This is a genomic window from Pantoea sp. E956-1 (genome assembly GCF_982223955.1).
Window position 1 is genome coordinate 50,814 of sequence record NZ_CEUYZP010000007.1, and the last position, 16,811, is coordinate 67,624.

Annotated in this window: 14 protein-coding genes, 4 tRNA genes and 1 other RNA gene; 2 read left to right on the plus strand and 17 right to left on the minus strand. The window is 56.1% G+C overall.

Features of this window, described 5'->3' with window-relative positions; all coding sequences use genetic code 11:
* Positions 1–2: 2 nt before the first annotated feature.
* Together hemX and hemY are read left to right on the plus strand one after the other, a co-directional pair.
* Complete coding sequence (gene hemX, locus AC0T7J_RS16910) at positions 3–1,136, plus strand: uroporphyrinogen-III C-methyltransferase (RefSeq protein ID WP_010257336.1); 1,134 nt, start codon at positions 3–5, stop codon at positions 1,134–1,136.
* 2 nt (positions 1,137–1,138) lie between these two features.
* Complete coding sequence (gene hemY / locus AC0T7J_RS16915; protein WP_473795422.1) at positions 1,139–2,335, plus strand: protoheme IX biogenesis protein HemY; 1,197 nt, start codon at positions 1,139–1,141, stop codon at positions 2,333–2,335.
* Between the two features lie 936 nt (positions 2,336–3,271).
* Here the strand turns inward: hemY and AC0T7J_RS16920 are convergent.
* From AC0T7J_RS16920 to wecA, 17 genes are all read right to left on the minus strand, one after another.
* Positions 3,272–3,401: non-coding RNA, RtT sRNA (locus AC0T7J_RS16920), on the minus strand.
* 30 nt (positions 3,402–3,431) lie between these two features.
* A tRNA-Pro gene (locus AC0T7J_RS16925) sits at positions 3,432–3,508 on the minus strand.
* Positions 3,509–3,528: 20 nt separating this feature from the next.
* Positions 3,529–3,615: transfer RNA gene (locus AC0T7J_RS16930), tRNA-Leu, on the minus strand.
* Positions 3,616–3,631: 16 nt separating this feature from the next.
* A tRNA-His gene (locus AC0T7J_RS16935) sits at positions 3,632–3,707 on the minus strand.
* A gap of 98 nt (positions 3,708–3,805) precedes the next feature.
* Positions 3,806–3,882 (minus strand) — tRNA-Arg (locus AC0T7J_RS16940).
* A 158-nt stretch (positions 3,883–4,040) separates the two neighbouring features.
* Entirely contained in the window at positions 4,041–4,781 is a 741-nt protein-coding gene (gene wecG / locus AC0T7J_RS16945) for a lipopolysaccharide N-acetylmannosaminouronosyltransferase (protein WP_031292610.1), read from the minus strand.
* 25 nt (positions 4,782–4,806) lie between these two features.
* The gene (gene wzyE / locus AC0T7J_RS16950; protein WP_473795423.1) at positions 4,807–6,150 is read right to left on the minus strand and encodes an ECA oligosaccharide polymerase; all 1,344 of its coding nucleotides are present in this window, start codon (positions 6,148–6,150) and stop codon (positions 4,807–4,809) included.
* Entirely contained in the window at positions 6,147–7,214 is a 1,068-nt protein-coding gene (gene wecF / locus AC0T7J_RS16955; protein ID WP_473795425.1) for a TDP-N-acetylfucosamine:lipid II N-acetylfucosaminyltransferase, read from the minus strand. The genes wzyE and wecF overlap by 4 nt, the downstream gene beginning before the upstream one ends.
* Entirely contained in the window at positions 7,211–8,461 is a 1,251-nt protein-coding gene (gene wzxE / locus AC0T7J_RS16960; RefSeq protein ID WP_473795427.1) for a lipid III flippase WzxE, read from the minus strand. The genes wecF and wzxE overlap by 4 nt, the downstream gene beginning before the upstream one ends.
* Positions 8,461–9,591 (minus strand): dTDP-4-amino-4,6-dideoxygalactose transaminase, encoded by a 1,131-nt coding sequence (rffA, locus tag AC0T7J_RS16965; protein WP_473795428.1) that lies wholly within the window; start codon positions 9,589–9,591, stop codon positions 8,461–8,463. The genes wzxE and rffA overlap by 1 nt, the downstream gene beginning before the upstream one ends.
* Entirely contained in the window at positions 9,578–10,285 is a 708-nt protein-coding gene (rffC, locus tag AC0T7J_RS16970) for a dTDP-4-amino-4,6-dideoxy-D-galactose acyltransferase (protein ID WP_473795430.1), read from the minus strand. The genes rffA and rffC overlap by 14 nt, the downstream gene beginning before the upstream one ends.
* Positions 10,263–11,144, minus strand: a complete 882-nt coding sequence (rfbA, locus tag AC0T7J_RS16975; RefSeq protein ID WP_099257339.1) for a glucose-1-phosphate thymidylyltransferase RfbA — start codon at positions 11,142–11,144, stop codon at positions 10,263–10,265. The genes rffC and rfbA overlap by 23 nt, the downstream gene beginning before the upstream one ends.
* Positions 11,145–11,163: 19 nt before the next feature.
* Positions 11,164–12,234 carry a dTDP-glucose 4,6-dehydratase gene (gene rfbB / locus AC0T7J_RS16980; protein ID WP_473795432.1) on the minus strand — a complete coding sequence of 357 codons (1,071 nt, stop codon included), beginning with the start codon at positions 12,232–12,234 and terminating at the stop codon, positions 11,164–11,166.
* Complete coding sequence (gene wecC / locus AC0T7J_RS16985) at positions 12,231–13,490, minus strand: UDP-N-acetyl-D-mannosamine dehydrogenase (RefSeq protein ID WP_473795433.1); 1,260 nt, start codon at positions 13,488–13,490, stop codon at positions 12,231–12,233. Before wecC ends, rfbB begins: the two co-directional genes overlap by 4 nt.
* A complete protein-coding gene (gene wecB, locus AC0T7J_RS16990) occupies positions 13,487–14,617 on the minus strand; it encodes a non-hydrolyzing UDP-N-acetylglucosamine 2-epimerase (RefSeq protein ID WP_473795624.1) in 1,131 nt (376 codons plus the stop codon). Before wecB ends, wecC begins: the two co-directional genes overlap by 4 nt.
* 10 nt (positions 14,618–14,627) lie before the next feature.
* Positions 14,628–15,677: an ECA polysaccharide chain length modulation protein gene (gene wzzE / locus AC0T7J_RS16995; RefSeq protein WP_473795435.1), complete on the minus strand. Its 1,050-nt coding sequence runs from the start codon at positions 15,675–15,677 to the stop codon at positions 14,628–14,630.
* Between the two features lie 27 nt (positions 15,678–15,704).
* Positions 15,705–16,790, minus strand: coding sequence for a UDP-N-acetylglucosamine--undecaprenyl-phosphate N-acetylglucosaminephosphotransferase (gene wecA, locus AC0T7J_RS17000; RefSeq protein ID WP_473795436.1), 1,086 nt, complete (start codon positions 16,788–16,790; stop codon positions 15,705–15,707).
* Between the last annotated feature and the right edge of the window lie 21 nt (positions 16,791–16,811).

The window sequence follows — 16,811 nt, forward strand, 5'->3', positions numbered from 1 at the left end:
ATATGACGGAACAAAAAGACTCCTCCGCCATGGTTGAAGAAACCACCCCAGCGGTCGATCGCTCTCCTTCCAGCAACAGCACACCACCGCGTAATGCGAAAAATGGTGGCATGGTGTTGGGTGCAGTTGCGATTGTCATTGCGCTGGCGATTGGTGCGGGTTTATACCTTAACGGGAAACATCAGGCTGATTTACAGGCACAAACCAATCAGAAGCTGAGCGAACAATTAAGCGCGCTGCAACAGCAGGCCAGCAGCGACAAACAGCAGCTGACTCAGCAACTGAGCGGTGCTGAAACCGCGCTGCAGACAGCCCAGACACAGCAGAACGCGTCAGCAAAAGAGCTGGAAACCCTGCGTGAAAAAGTGGCCGTGATTTCTGGTAACGACGTGCGCAGCTGGTTGCTGGCACAGGCGGACTATCTGGTGAAACTGGCTGGTCGCAAACTCTGGAGTGACCAGGATGTTACCACCGCCGCTGCACTGCTGAAAAGCGCCGACGCCAGTCTGGCCGACATGAACGATCCCAGCGTCATGAATGTGCGTCGTGCGCTGACCCAGGATATCAGTAACCTCTCTTCTGTTACGCAGGTCGATTATGATGGCGTCATCCTCAAACTGAATCAGCTGTCAAACAACGTCGATAATCTGCGCCTGGCCGATAACGACAGCGATGATGCGCCGATGGACAGCGACGGCGGTGAACTCTCCGGTTCCGTGCGCGAATGGCGTCAGAATCTGGTGAAAAGCTGGCATAACTTCATGGATGACTTTATAACCATCCGTCGCCGCGATAACACTGCACAGCCGTTGCTGGCACCTAATCAGGATGTTTACCTGCGTGAGAATATCCGTTCGCGTCTGCTGATTGCTGCTCAGGCAGTACCGCGCCATCAGGATGAGATTTATAAACAATCTATCGACACCGTGTCCGCGTGGGTTCGGGCCTGGTACGACACCAACGATGCCGCGACTAAAGCCTTCCTTGCCCAGCTGGATGAGCTGAGCCAGCAGAACATCAATATGGATCTGCCGGATAACCTGGAAAGTCAGCCGTTGCTGGAACAGCTGATGCAGACCCGCGTTCGGAATCTGTTAGCACAACCTTCTGCCGCTGCTAATCAGCAGGGAGGCTAAGCATGCTTAAGGTATTTATCCTCTTTATCCTGCTGATTGCTGGCGTAGTGCTGGGACCGATGATTGCCGGTCATCAGGGCTACGTGCTGATTCAGACAGATAACTGGAATATCGAAACCAGCGTCACCGGCCTGGTCATTATTCTCATCCTCAGCCTGCTGGTGATTCTGGCCGTGGAATGGCTGCTGCGCCGCGTGCTGCACACCGGGGCGCGAACCCGTGGCTGGTTTACCGGACGTAAACGCCGTCGCGCCCAGCGTCATACCCAGTCGGCGCTGATGAAGCTGGCAGAAGGCGACCACCGTCAGGTGGAAAAACTGCTTTCTAAAGATGCCGATCATGCTGATGTGCCGGTGGCGAACTACCTGCTGGCAGCAGAAGCTGCGCAACAGCGTGGTGATGAAATCCGAGCCAATCAGCATCTTGAACGTGCTGCAGAGCTGTCGGAAAACAACACTATTCCGGTAGAAATTGCCCGCGCCCGTATTCAGCTGGCACGTAACGAAGATCATGCTGCGCGTCATAGCATTGACCGTCTGCTGGAAGTGGCACCGCGTCATCCTGAAGTGCTGCGCCTGGCCGAACAGGCGTATGTCCGTACTGGTGCCTGGAGTGCATTGCTGGATATTCTGCCCGCCATGCAGAAGGCGCAGGTTGGCGATGAACTGCATCGTGATGCGTTACAGCAGCAGGCCTGGCTGGGTCTGATGAATCAGGCAATGGCCGACCAGGGCAGCGATGGGCTGAAGCGCTGGTGGAACAATCTGAGCCGCAAAACTCGTCAGGACACAACCCTGCAGGTGGCCATGGCGGATCATCTGATTGAATGCAACGATCACGACACCGCGCAGTCGATTGTGCTGGAGGGCCTCAAGCGTCATTATGACGATCGTCTGGTACTGCTGATGCCTCGCATCAAAAGCGGTAATCCGGAAGCGCTGGAGAAGGCATTACGCCAGCAGATCAAACAGCATGGCGCAACGCCATTGCTGCACAGTACGCTGGGACAGCTGCTGATGCGTCATGGTGAATGGCAACAGGCTGCTGAGGCACTGCAGCAGGCGCTGGCACAGCGTCCTGACGCGTTTGATTATGCATGGCTGGCGGATGTTTATGATCGCCTGCGTCGCCCGGAAGAAGCAGCGAAGATGCGTCGTGAAGGGTTGTTACTCACATTGAAGAACAATCCCAACGCCTGATCCTCTTTTGATACCTGATAAAGCCGGGCTTGCCCGGCTTTTTTGTGCCCGCAATCTGCCAGCACGTTTCCGCAGGCAAAAAAAACACCTGCCACTGGCAGGTGTAAGATCAGGTCGGTAAGACAACCGGGAGGTACCTGACTCAACGTGGTGTCTGTTAACCCTGTAAGGCTTACGCGATACAGGCAGGCAGACAACAGGTACCTAAAATTGGCTCTGCATCATTCCCAGGTTTATGTAGCATTAGCAGACATAAGAGGTGGAATGAGCATCTACAGCAGAAGTATTGCACAAGCCGTGCCAGGTTTATAATTATCTTTAAAATCACAATAAATCAGCAGGTTAAAGAATTAGCCCAAAGCTTCATCCAACAGGCCTGCCGGGAAATGTCGGTATCAGGCGACAGCTGGCATTTTCTCTGTCTCTGAATGGAGACAGCAAGGTCAATCTCTTTGTGAATTCAACAATAACAATGACTTATTTGTCGGCAATTCACGACGCTGTTGCTCCTGCTTATATTGCGAACGGAATCAAAGCATAGTAACTCTGGTTGCAACGGATAAGCTCATACGCTGCCTGCTCTCAGCGCTGTGCGGGCTAGGGTTTACAGCAATGAAGATGCTCAATGCGCAGGGAATACGGTCAGAGGAGGAAAGCGTCCCACGCCAGGGACAAAAACGCCGGGAGCGTTTTTGAACAACGCAAAGCGTTGGCCCGTTTACGGGCGCACCTCAGGGATGAGGTGCGTAATCGCGTGGGCCGAGCGGCCATGGATGGCATTAGCGCCTTTCCGATCTGACCGTATTCCCTTCGGAGGCTCGAACTCACCGCTACGTTGTTCCACAGCATGCGCCCCGGCTTAAACCTTCTGCAAAGATCCTCATCCTCTTTTCTGCAGACGAAAAAAAACCTGTCTTTTCAGACAGGTTTCTAAAATGGTCGGCGAGAGAGGATGACTCTGCTCTGCGAGCAGCGCCCTTCGGGCCGTTGCTGAAGCAACGTTGTCTCGCTGCGCTCGGCTCAAACCTCCTTCGGAGGTCCTCATCCTCTTTCTACAGACGAAAAAAAACCTGTCTTTTCAGACAGGTTTCTAAAATGGTCGGCGAGAGAGGATTCGAACCTCCGACCCACTGGTCCCAAACCAGTTGCGCTACCAAGCTGCGCTACTCGCCGATTTTTTTAACTGTTTTGCCTGGTGCGAAGAGAGGGACTTGAACCCTCACGTCCGTTAAGACACTAACACCTGAAGCTAGCGCGTCTACCAATTCCGCCACCTTCGCGTTTCCCAGCAAAATCTGGGGTGGCTAATGGGACTCGAACCCACGACAACTGGAATCACAATCCAGGGCTCTACCAACTGAGCTATAGCCACCACAATACTTAATGTCACAAGTTAAAAACCTGCAGCATTTAAATCTCTACTGCCAACCGCGGTAAATCAACCACCGAAGCTCATGCGCACAAACGATATGGCGCGCCCGACAGGATTCGAACCTGAGACCTCTGCCTCCGGAGGGCAGCGCTCTATCCAGCTGAGCTACGGGCGCGTAGCGCCGTTGCGGATGTGCATACTAGAGATAAGCGCCCATCGTGTCTAGTGCTTTTTAAATAAAAAGACGCGTTTGATTACGCTTTGTGCATTTTGTCGACAAATAGTGCATTTCCTCTCTCTCAACGCGTAAAAATGCGGCATTTATCAGCAATATCAGAGATCGCCACGCCAGTGATAGCGCAAATATTTAAGCAGTTTTAATTGCCTGCGCAGGCGGCCTGGTTGCCGAATCAGACGGTAGAGCCACTCCAGCCCCAGCCGCTGCCAGATCTCAGGCGCTCGCTTCACATGGCCGGTGAAAACATCGTAGGTTCCACCCACGCCCATATAGAGCGCATCAGGCCAGTGCGCACGGCACGCCAGCATCAATAGCTCCTGACGCGGCGACCCCAGCGCTACAGTCACCAGCTTCGCGCCGCTGGCAGCAATCCGGGCAAACAGCGCATCCTGATCGGCTGGCGCAAAATAGCCATCCTGCGCCCCGACAATATTCACATTCCACTGACGACGTAGCTTATCGCAGGTTTCATCCAGCACCTGCTGACGCCCACCGATAAGAAACACTGGCGTTCCTTCCCGCCCGGCGCGTTCCATCAGCGCTTCCCATAAATCTGCACCCGCAATGCGCTGCACCGAAGCGTGTGGATACTTTTTACGAATCGAGCGCACAATGCTGATGCCATCGGCGTACGCATATTCCGCCTGCGCTAACAGCGTGCGTAATCCCTCATCCCGCTCAGCGGTCAGGATCTTCTCCGCATTGATCGCTACTAAAATACCGCTGCGAACGCTCTGCGGCGGCATCAGAAAATTCACCGCCGACGGCATGTTTTCGAAGCCATACAACTCAACGCCGCGAATCCGGTACTGCGGCGTCTCAGTTAACTTTGTCATATCTTCCGTCAATCCCAGAGGTTAATCAGAGGGAGCTGTGCAACACCCGCCTGCTGCGGTCGCGAATTAAACCTGCGCGATCCAGTAACCAGAAAAGTAATTTAGCCATGCCCAGACAGGCAGCAAAAATAATGCAGAAAAACACCACGCGTGAACCGAACGCATCAAGGCCTTCGCGTGCCAGCACGATCATGTTAAAGACCGCGCCAAAACAGAAGCTTTGCAGGATGGCGCCGGTGTACCGGTTGGTCTCAAGGCAGCCACGCTGATAGATCGCATCAAAGGCTTTTATAATCATCCCTACCGCGACCGCACCGATCGGAATCGCCCAGACGCCACCCATCACTACCAGCGACCCTATCAGCGTAGGTGAAATCGCCAGGCCAGAATGGTTGTTCAGCACTTCCCAGGTAAAGTAGTTAGCACTGTTTAATACCGCCAGCGGCCGATCCGGCCAGAGCCAGGTCGGAATGAAAACGTAGAAATCACGCCACAGCGGCGCCAGCCCCTGAAACTCAATTCTGGCGTAATTATCCAGCAGCAAGGCGAGATTCTCCCACGGCGAGAAGGTATCACGGGTCAGATAAAGGAAGGTATAAAACGCTTCATCGCCCATCACGTCGAGGTTATAGCGGCGCAGTGCCAGCCAGAACATTCCTGCAATCGCCAGCACGCCCGCCGTTGCCAGCATCCACAAAGTGATCCAGCCACGCGTAATCCCGATAAACAGGAACAGGGCAAACGCAATAATGATATTGGCGCGGGTGCCGCCCACCAGCGCGTAGGTCAGTAAACCAAAGGCAACGGTCACCACCAGGAACAGCAGCCAGTTGCGGCGCGTCGGACGCAAAAAGTAGGGGATCAGCATCGCCGGAATAAAGAAATAAAAGAAGCGCTTAAGCGCGACACCCGACACTTCACTGGAGAAAATCTGGTTATAGGCGGTCAGGCGGAACAGCAGAAAACCGTTATGAATAAAGAACACCGTCACCGTACCCAGCGCCACCAGCGCCAGGATCACGCAGGTCAGATGGGTTTCGACGCGATTCATCTGCAGCCAGGGCTTCGCCGGAGACGCACTGGCGGGTTTCAGCCGCACTTTATAGCTGACGTAATAAATGGCGTAAAACGCCGTGGCCGACAGCAGCGCCTCCAGCAGGTTCTCAACCGGCACCACGTCGACATTAAAGCGAAACACCAGCACGGAGGTCAGCGGGAAGCCGAAGTAAAAGGTCAGTAAGAACAGCAACGTGAAGAACAGATGGAAGTTAAAACGGACGCGCTTAAACTCCCGCCAGGTCAGGGTCAGAATAAAAACCAGCGACAGCAGATAGACCACCAGCAGGCCGCCAAACTGCATAAGACTCATGACAACTCCCCTTCGCTAAGCTGTAACGCGGCTCGCCAGCCCGCCAGATAACCCGGCGCAAAAAAGGCGATAGCCTGTTTATCACAGCTCATCAGCTGACGACGTGCCTCGGCGATCACCGCAGGCGACAGCGTATCTTCGCTGAACAATACCGGAAGCTGCTGCTCTGCCACATCACGCCAGAATGGATTTTTGCGGGTCAGGACAAACGGCACGTTGGCCTGGATCAGCAGACAGAGTGTTCCCACCCCTTGCTGACGTTCAAACATAAAATAGCCGACATGGCAGCGCGCCAGCAGGGCTAAGTAATCATCAAACGCCAGGTTTTCACGCATCAGATTTACCTGCCCCTGCGGGAACAGCGCATCGGCTGCAGCCTGAATCTGGCTGATGTAAGCCTCATTGCCTGGCGGATAGCCCAATGGGACCTCAATACGCACCTGCTCACCAAACTGCGCGTGAATCGCTTTTAAACCTTCGATATGCCGGTTACTCGGGTCGCCCGAGTTGCCCAGCAACAGCGTAAAAGGCTGCGACGGCGCAGATTCAACGGCTGCGGCGGGCATTCTGGTGGGAAAATAGAGCAGGGAACCGGGTACGCGCCGATGGCGCTGCTGGTAGTGATGCAGGTCGCCACGGGTCGCAAAAACCTGTGCAACACACCCCTGCGCTATCCGGCGAACCAGATAGAACAGGCGGAACTTCAGGCTGCGCGAATCTTCATAGAGATCGGCACCCCAGACGTGCCAGAAGAGCTGAGAACGGCGCAGCTTACCGCTGAGTAACGCCAGCCAGATCCACGGGTTAAACTGACCATGGCAGAAAAAACGCTGCTGACGATTTCTGGCCCGCTGCAGCACCGCCTGCGCCAGCGCTTTTTTGCTGGTGAAGCACTCAATCTGCAACGCACTGAACGACGTCAGGCTCTCTGGCTGCTGCGTCACCACCATAAAATGGCGTGGCGCAGCCGCAGGCTGCTCAACGCTGAGTACATCGTTGAAAAAGCGCAGCACCGTAAGATTGTGGTGGGGAATGTCCGATCCCAAAACGTGAATTAAAGTCATTTTTTCCGGCAGTAAACGATAAAAGCGCCACAACACAGGGCAAAGTAAGCCATATAGGTAAACATATAGGCCTGCGCCGCACCCGTCGCGCCATGTAACGGGATCAACCAGCGTGAGAACAGGGTCAGCAACAGGAACTGGCTGATCTCAGTCAGAACATAAAAGCGCAGCGAGGCTTTGGCGATAACCAGATATCCGAAAACATAGGCGCCGACCTTAAAAACATCACCGCACAGCTGCCAGACAAAGAGATCGCGCATCCCGCGAAAAGCTTCAGAGAACAGCAGGCTGATGGCGAAATCGCGCAGTACCCAGACACCCAGGCTGGCGGCCGCTACGGCGGGCAGGACAAAGCGCAGCGCACGACCAATCTCGCGCGCGATGTCGCGTTTGTTATCCAGCCGCGCCAGCGTCGGCAGCAGCCAGACGCTAAACGTCGCGGTAATAAACTGCAGGTAGGCGTCGGAAATGCTGGTGACGCCCTGCCACAATCCGACCTGTGCCCAGCCCTGCTGCTCCGCCAGCAGATTACGCATCAACACCCAGGCGACCGGCAGGGTCACGGCAGTGATCAGCGCCATCAGGGTATATTTTGCCAGATTACGGGCCAGCTCAGGATGCCATTGCGGACGCAGCCAGCTCAGCGGCAGCGGCGCACGGCGTTTCAGCATCAGGAGTGCAGGCAGCAGCAGCAAAGCCGGCACCAGCGCCAGCCCGGTCAGCGCACCCTGATAGCCGCCCAGCCACCAGCAGAGCAGATAGCCCGCCACACCCATCAGACTGCCGAGAATCAGCGCCAGCGCATTACCGCGCGCGTCGCGATAGCCCTTTAGCAGCGCCAGGGTAAAGTTGGCCCAGGCGATGCCGAGCTGAAGAAACGCCACCACGCGGATGACGCCCTGATAGCGGTCGTGACCAAACAGCGCGATGCTGATGGGTGCCGCCGCCAGCAGAAACAGCAACGCCAGCACACCGGAAAAGCCCAGCACCATGGTTGATGCCGTGCCCACCATCGCCCGCAACTGTTCGGGCTGCTGCTGATACTGCGCCACATAGGTGGTGACGCCATTAAAGATGCCTGCGCCCGCCAGCACGCCCAGCACGGTGATCAACTGACGGAAGTTCCCCGCCTGGCCGACCCCCTCGGGTCCGAAGCTGACCGCCAGCAGTTTGACCACCAGCAGACCGGCCACAATTTTTACCAGCGTGGACGACGCGGTCCACACTGAGGCTCTGGCTAATGACATCAGGAAAAGAAGCTCAGCAGTGAGCTGATAACCGTGCTCTGATTATTATCCGACAGGTTATAAAACAGCGGCAGGCGCAGCAGGCGTTCACTTTCCCGCGTAGTAAAGCGATCGTCGCCGACAAACTGCGAGAACCGCTCACCGGCAGGCGAACTGTGCAGCGGAATATAGTGGAACACCGTCAGTATCTCGGCTTCTTTCATCCAGTTTATCAGCGCCTGGCGATCGTCGTGATCGCGCAGTTTGATGTAGAACATGTGCGCATTGTGTTCACAGCTGGCGGGGATCACCGGCAGACTGATGCGTCCCTGAGCCGCCAGCGGCTGCAGCGCATCGTAATAACGCTGCCAGATGCGTAACCGCTGCTGGTTGATGCGTTCAGCGGCTTCCAGCTGCGCCCAGAGATAGGCGGCCTGCAGATCGGCCATCAGATAGCTCGATCCCATATCGCGCCAGGTGTATTTATCGACCTGACCCCGGAAGAACTGGCTGCGGTTGGTGCCTTTTTCCCGCACGATCTCGGCGCGCTCGACCAGGCTGGCGTCGTTAATGAGCGTCGCGCCGCCTTCGCCGCCGGCGGTGTAGTTCTTGGTTTCGTGAAAACTGAAACAGCCAATATGACCGATGGTGCCCAGCGCACGACCTTTGTAGCGTGACATCACGCCCTGCGCCGCATCTTCAATCACAAACAGCTTATGCTTTGTCGCCAGCGCCATGATGGTGTCCATTTCACAGGCCACGCCTGCGTAATGCACCGGCACAATGGCGCGGGTTTTTTCAGTGATGGCCGCTTCGATCAGCGTTTCATCAATGTTCATGGTGTCCGGGCGCACATCAACAAACACAATGCGGGCGCCGCGCAGCACAAAGGCGTTGGCGGTAGAGACAAAGGTATAGCTCGGCATGATCACTTCATCGCCGGGCTGCAGATCAATTAACAGCGCGGCCATCTCCAGCGAAGCGGTACAGGAGGGAGTCAGCAACACTTTTTTGCTGCCAAACCGCTGCTCCATCCACTGCTGACAGCGACGGGTAAATCCGCCGTCGCCGCACAGCTTGCCGCTGTTCATCGCCGACTGCATATACTCAATTTCTGTGCCCACAATCGGGGGCGCATTAAATGGAATCATGACCTTTCCTGTAAAACCAATAGGCGGTGCTGTCGAGCCGGGCACCGCTGCGTAAATAGAGGCGCATCGCCGTAAGATTGCTGAGCTGGGTAGCAACCCGAAGCTGAGCCAGCCGCCGTACCCGCGCCCAGTCTGCCGCCGCCAGCATCAGTCGCTGACCCAGCCCCTGGCCCTGCGCGTGGGGCAATACGCCCAGCAGGCCAATGCGGGCATCGCCATCCACCGCGCGCAGCGAAACAAATCCCTGCAGCTGACCCGCGGCATCACTTGCCACCAGGCATTGATCGTCAAACGCCCCGCGCACCGCATTTTCAATCCACTGCGCATAAAAGCGTCCGCTGGCGTCCGGCGCATACCAGGGCGCGCGAAAACGACTCTGGCTGAAGAGCTGTGAGGCCGCATCGCGCAGTAGCGGGATCTGAGCTTCGCGCGCGATGCGAATTCCCGCCTGCCGTTCTGTCTCTTTAACCGCCAGCGTCAGATCCGCCTCGCCTTCTGCCAGCCGGAACTGATGCTGCTGCAGCGTATCAATTAGCGCCGTCTCGCTGGCAGCGACTTTCATCTGCATCAGCGCACAGGGATGACCCAGTGCCTGTTCCAGCGGCGTATCGCCCTGAGGCTCCAGCCGTATGGTCTCAACACCGAAGAATGCACTTTCCCAGCGAAGGGGATTAATACTGACGTGGACGGGCATGTAATAAATCCAGCAGGTATTGGCCGTAGCCGGTTTTTGTCAGCGCTTCACCCGCGGCACGCAACTGGTCATCACTCAGCCAGCTGTTGCGCCAGGCAATCTCTTCCAGGCAGGCAATTTTAAAGCCCTGACGTTTTTCCACCGTCTGCACAAACATGCTGGCTTCCACCAGGCTGTCATGAGTGCCGGTATCCAGCCAGGCAAAGCCTCGTCCCAGCAGTTCGACCGTCAGCTCACCGCGCGCCAGATACATCTGGTTAATGGCGGTGATTTCCAGCTCGCCCCGCGCTGAGGGCTTCACCTGTTTCGCGAATTCAATAACCTGGTTGTCATAAAAATAGAGCCCGGTTACCGCCCAGCGCGATTTCGGTTGTTGTGGCTTCTCTTCAATTGAGATCGCCTTAAAGTTATCGTCAAACTCCACCACACCGAAACGTTCCGGATCCATAACCTGATAGCCGAACACCGTTGCGCCACGATTCTGTTCGACGACTTTCCGGAGCTTGGGGCTGAAGCCCTGACCAAAATAGAGGTTATCCCCCAGAACCAGGCAGCAATTATCCTCGCCGATAAAGGATTCGCCGATGATAAAGGCCTGCGCCAGCCCATCAGGACTTGGCTGCACCGCATAGCTGAGGCGTATCCCAAATTCACTGCCATCGCCCAGCAGACGTTCAAACTGCGCCCGGTCTTCCGGCGTGGTAATTAACAGGATGTCGCGAATACCCGCCAGCATCAGCACGGAGAGCGGATAGTAGATCATCGGTTTGTCGTAGACCGGCAGAAGTTGCTTTGATACTGCACGGGTTATCGGGTGTAACCGCGTGCCCGACCCTCCCGCTAAAATGATGCCTTTCATCGCTGCTCCTTACGCGGGTTTATTGCGATAAGCCAAGGCGTTCGCCCTGATAGCGACCATCCAGAATAGCCTGCCACCAGGTGGGATTGTCCAGATACCATGCCACGGTTTTACGCATGCCGCTTTCAAAGGTTTCCTGCGGCACCCAGCCAAGTTCATGCGCGATTTTACTGGCATCAATGGCATAGCGCTGATCGTGACCGGGGCGGTCGGTGACATAGGTAATCAGGTCGCGGTAATGCACCAGCCCGGCAGGTTTCTGCTCCGCGGCCAGCTCTTCAAGCAGGCTGCAGATCGTTTCGACCACCTCAATATTGCGCCGCTCGTTATGGCCGCCAATATTATAAGTTTCGCCTGGCTTGCCATCGCTGACCACCTGATAGAGTGCGCGGGCGTGATCTTCGACGTAGAGCCAGTCACGAATCTGCTGTCCGTTGCCGTAAACCGGCAAGGCCTTCCCGGCCAGCGCATTGATAATGGTCAGCGGGATCAGCTTCTCCGGGAAATGGCAGGGGCCGTAGTTATTTGAACAGTTGGTCACCAGCGTGGGCAGACCATAAGTTCGCAGCCAGGCCCGCACTAAATGGTCGCTGCTGGCCTTGCTGGCGGCGTAAGGACTGCTTGGCGCATAAGGTGTGGTTTCGGTGAAGTAAGCCTGGCTGTCATGCAGATCGCCAAAGACTTCATCGGTCGAGATATGGTGGAACAGAAAGGCGGTTTTGCGCGCGTCATCCAGGTTTTGCCAGTAGAAACGCGCGGCTTCCAGCAACTGATAAGTCCCGACAATATTGGTCTCGATAAAGGCCACCGGCCCGTCAATTGAACGATCCACATGGCTTTCAGCCGCAAGATGCATCACACAGTCTGGCTGATGACGAGCAAACACCTGATCAAGTGCCGGGCGATCGCAGATATCGACCTGCTCAAAATGAAAGCGGGACGAGTCGGCAACGCTGGCGAGTGACGCCAGATTGCCGGCGTAGCTGAGTTTATCGACCACCACCACCTGATGTTCGGTTTCTGCGATCAGAAAGCGCACCAGAGCCGAACCGATAAAACCGGCACCGCCTGTGATCAGAAAGCGTCTCATCGCCACACACCTTTGGTGTCGACAATCCAGTTCTGCTGAACGCTGGCACCATCAATGGCGCGGAAGGCACGGTGATCGACCAGCATCACCAGAATATCGGCCTGTTCCAGCGCCTGCTCACAGGAGACCAGTCCGGCTTTATCCACCAGGGCGTCAGCAAGCTGCTCAATATGGGGTTCAACCACCCAGGTGGTGCCGCTGTGCCACTCTGCAATTTTCTGTGCCACACCCACCGCCGGGCTTTCGCGCAGGTCATCGATATTCGGTTTAAAGGCCAGGCCGAAGCAGGCGATAGTGATATCGCTGGCGCGCTTGCCGGTCTGCGTCAGGCAGTCCGCCAGCGCGGTTTTCACCTGGTCCAGCACCCACTGCGGCTTGGCGTCATTGACCTCGCGCGCGGTGCGGATCAGGCGGGCTAATTCAGGATTCTGCGCCACGATGAACCAGGGATCGACGGCGATACAATGACCGCCGACGCCTGGACCTGGCTGCAGAATGTTGACGCGCGGATGGCGATTCGCCAGCGCAATCAGCTCCCAGACGTTAATCCCCTGATCGGCACAAATCAGCGACAGCTCATTGGCAAAGGCGATATTCACGTCACGAAAGCTATTTTCTGTCAGCTTACACATCTCGGCGGTTCGGGCGTTGGTTTCAACGCATTCGCCTTTTAAAAACAGCCGATAAAGCTCGCTGGCGCGGGCGGAGCAGGCTGGCGTCATGCCGCCAATCACCCGGTCGTTGTTAATCAGCTCAACCATTACCTGGCCAGGCAGCACGCGCTCCGGGCAGTAGGCCACAAAAATATCGGGCGTATCACCGTGCTGAGGAAAGCGCAGATCGGGACGCGCCGCCGCCAGCCATTCGGCCATCTGTTCAGTGCTGCCCACCGGTGAGGTCGACTCCAGAATCACCAGATCACCTTTTTTCAGTACCGGCGCAATCGACTCCGCCGCGGCTTTCACAAAGCGCAGATCGGGCTGATGCGCATCTTTAAAAGGGGTCGGTACGGCGATCAGAAAAGCGTCGGCGGCTTCCGGCTGCGTGGTGGCGCGCAGATCGCCACGCGTCACGGCCGCATGCACCACCTGATCTAAATCGGGTTCCACGATATGGATCGCGCCACGATTGATGGTTTCAACGGCGCGCGCGTTGATATCCACGCCCACTACTTTTTTTCCCTTTGAGGCAAAAACGGCTGCCGTCGGCAGCCCAATGTATCCCAGTCCAATCACGGAGATGGTTTCAAAACTCATAATTCGGCTCGGTTATCTTTTAAGGCTTGTAAAATACGACCACAGGCTTTGCCATCGCCATACGGATTATGGGCGTGGCTCATCGCCTGCCAGGCAGCATCATCAGTCAGCAAGGTGCTGACCTCCGCCACGATTCGGTCGATATCTGTCCCCACCAGTTTGACGGTACCGGCGTCGACCGCTTCAGGCCGCTCGGTGGTATCACGCATCACCAGCACCGGTTTACCCAGCGAAGGCGCTTCCTCCTGAATGCCACCGGAGTCAGTGAGGATGAGCCAGGCGCGGTTCATCAGCCAGACAAAAGGCAGATACTCCTGCGGTTCAATCAGAATGATATTCTCAATGCCGCTGAGAATCCGGTTTACCGGCTCGCTGACATTGGGGTTAAGGTGCACCGGATAGACAATCTGCGCCTCGGGATGCTGGCGGGCAATCTGCGCCAGCGCGCTGCAGATACGTTCAAAGCCGCCACCAAAGCTTTCGCGACGATGTCCGGTGACCAGCACCAGTTTCTTATCCGGGTCGAGAAACGGATAGCGCGCCGCCAGTTGCGCATTCAGATTGCTGTCATCCAGCACCCTGTCGCGAACCCATAGCAGCGCATCAATGACCGTATTGCCGGTTACGATAATGCGCGCATCGGGCAGATTTTCCTGCAACAGATTCTGCCGCGATCGGGAGGTGGGGGTAAAATGCAGATGGGCAAGATGACCGGTAAGTTTACGGTTACCCTCTTCCGGCCATGGCGAGGCGAGATCGCCGGTACGCAGACCGGCCTCCACATGCCCGACCGGAATCTGATGATAAAATGCCGCCAGGCTCGCCGCCAGTGTCGTGGTCGTGTCACCATGCACCAGCACGATGTCCGGTTTGAAGTCGAGCAGGACGGTTTTCATGCCCTCTAAAATGCGGCAGGTGATCTCGGTCAGCCCCTGCTCAGGACGCATGATATTAAGATCATAGTCCGGCTGCAGCTTGAACAGGCGCAGCACCTGATCGAGCATTTCGCGATGCTGTGCGGTGACGCACAGTCGCGATTCGAAAGCGGGATCCTGCGCCAGCGCCTGAACCAGCGGTGCCATTTTGATCGCTTCGGGGCGAGTACCAAATACCGTCAGAACTTTCACACTGTTTCTCTCACTCATGCGTGTCTGACATCAGACGCGGACGACGTGCCAGCGCCACTCCCGCGCCTGTTAATGCCCCAATGGCACCCCACATAATCATCATGAACAGACGTCGCGGACTGTCACGTGATACCGGCTCTTCCGGCGTACGCAGATAACGGTAGGTCTGGAACTGGCTGTTCAGTTTTGGTCCGGTCTGCAGCGTGGTCAGCATTGCTCTGTTCTGATCATAGCTGATATCAAACTCCGGACCGGTGGCGCGAAGGGTATCCAGCTGTCCCTGTAAAACGGGCTGGCCCAGCAGGAACAGGTCGCTGTCTGCCAGATTCTCACCCGCTTCACGCGTCTGTTTCTCATTGATGCCCTGCTGGCTGGCGATCTTCAGCGCCTGCTCCAGCCGATGCTGCTGGCGCTGAAACACCGCGTTAGCCACATCTTGCTGACGTCTCACCTGCGCCTGCAACTGGTCGGTACGCGCCCGCCAGGCACCTTTTAGCTCATCATTCAGATGACGCGCGGCGCGCTCACTGGCATAGGCAATGTACTGACGCAGCAGATTATTGGCGTCGCCAGCGGTTTCCGCTTTGAGTTTGACGTTATCGGGCAGGTTATGTGCCGCGTCAGCGGGCGTGAACAGGATATTGCCGATCATATCGTCGAGCAGCGCGGCGTCATTATGTGCATTGCCGGTTTTACGACTTTTGTAATAATCCGTTTGCTGCCAGAACTCACGACGCGTATCCCAGGAGGCGAGTTGCATGGTGAACTCCTGATAAACCTGATCCATCACCGTCGGTGAAGGTGCGGCCAGGGTTAAGGCGTTGTTGCGCACATCCAGATTGGTCAGGAACTGCTGCTGTGCATAGTAAGAACCCAGCATGTTCACCGTCGGACGATCGGTGATCGCCGTAGTACTCCAGACCTGCTTCAGCAGCAGCGTGGCCAGCCAGGCGATCAGAGCAAACAGCAGCGCCAGCCCGACAATCCAGCGCTTGCCACGCCATAAACGGCAGCAAAAGCTGCGAATATCCAGTTCGTTGTCCACAACGTCAGAAGGCATGGCAGAGGTATCCTTTATCAGCTCTTTTCAGGGTAATTTGTTTTTTGCTTCGCGATGATGGCTCAGACGGCGCTTAATACGGCGGACACGTCGCGCCACGCGCCACGCATGTTTGAGGCAATAGCCATAAACCATAAACGCGCCCAGGAACAGCAACAGCATCACCCACTCCGGGATGAAGGCCAGATATTCACCCAGCACACCGATACCGGCGAGAATGGCCGCCGCAACAGTAATCAGCACAAAGGCCTGACGCGAGCTAAAGCCGGCACGCATAATCAGATGATGGATGTGCTGACGGTCAGCCGAGAACGGACTCATGCCTTTGCGCAGGCGACGATACATAATCGCCACCATATCCATCAGGGGAATGGCAATAAGCCATAGTGCGGTAACGGGCGTAATGGGATGGCTCAGACCCTGCGTCGTTTCCAGCAGAATCCAGATAATGGTGAACCCGATCATGGTGCTGCCGGCATCGCCCATAAAGACTTTGAAGCGACGGCCAAGGAAGCCGAGATTAAGCAGGATATAGGGCAGCGTGGCGGCAATCATCGCAAAACACCACATCGCGAGGCTGGTCTGGCCGTCGAAGTAGAGGATGATCCCCATGGCGGCGAAGGTGACCGAGGAAAGTCCACCCAGCAGACCATCAATCCCATCCACCATATTAAAGGCGTTGATCGCGGCCCAGACGGCAAACAGCGTCAGCACATAGCCGAAGGGCCCCACGATAAGCTCGAACGGGCCGACGATAAAGCCCAGGCTAAGCAGATAGAGTTTTGCGCCAAACATCATCACCAGCGCGACAATGGCCTGCACCACCGCACGAATTTTGACGCTGATATCGAAACGGTCATCCAGTGCGCCAACCAGCACCAGAACACCGGCACAGCCCAGATAGAGCAGTGCGTGAGGCAGATAGTAGTTGGTAATGGCAAACGTAAAGCAGATACCTGCGAACACAGAAATGCCGCCCACCAACGGAATCGCGCCATGATGGCGTTTACGTGAGTTAGGCTTATCAACTAAACCAATTTTTTTAGCCGCTTTTCGAGCAAAAAAGAGGAAAGCCAGGGAAAAGAGAAAAATTAAACCAAGCTCAGTACTCATAGTGAGTAAATTCACGTTAAA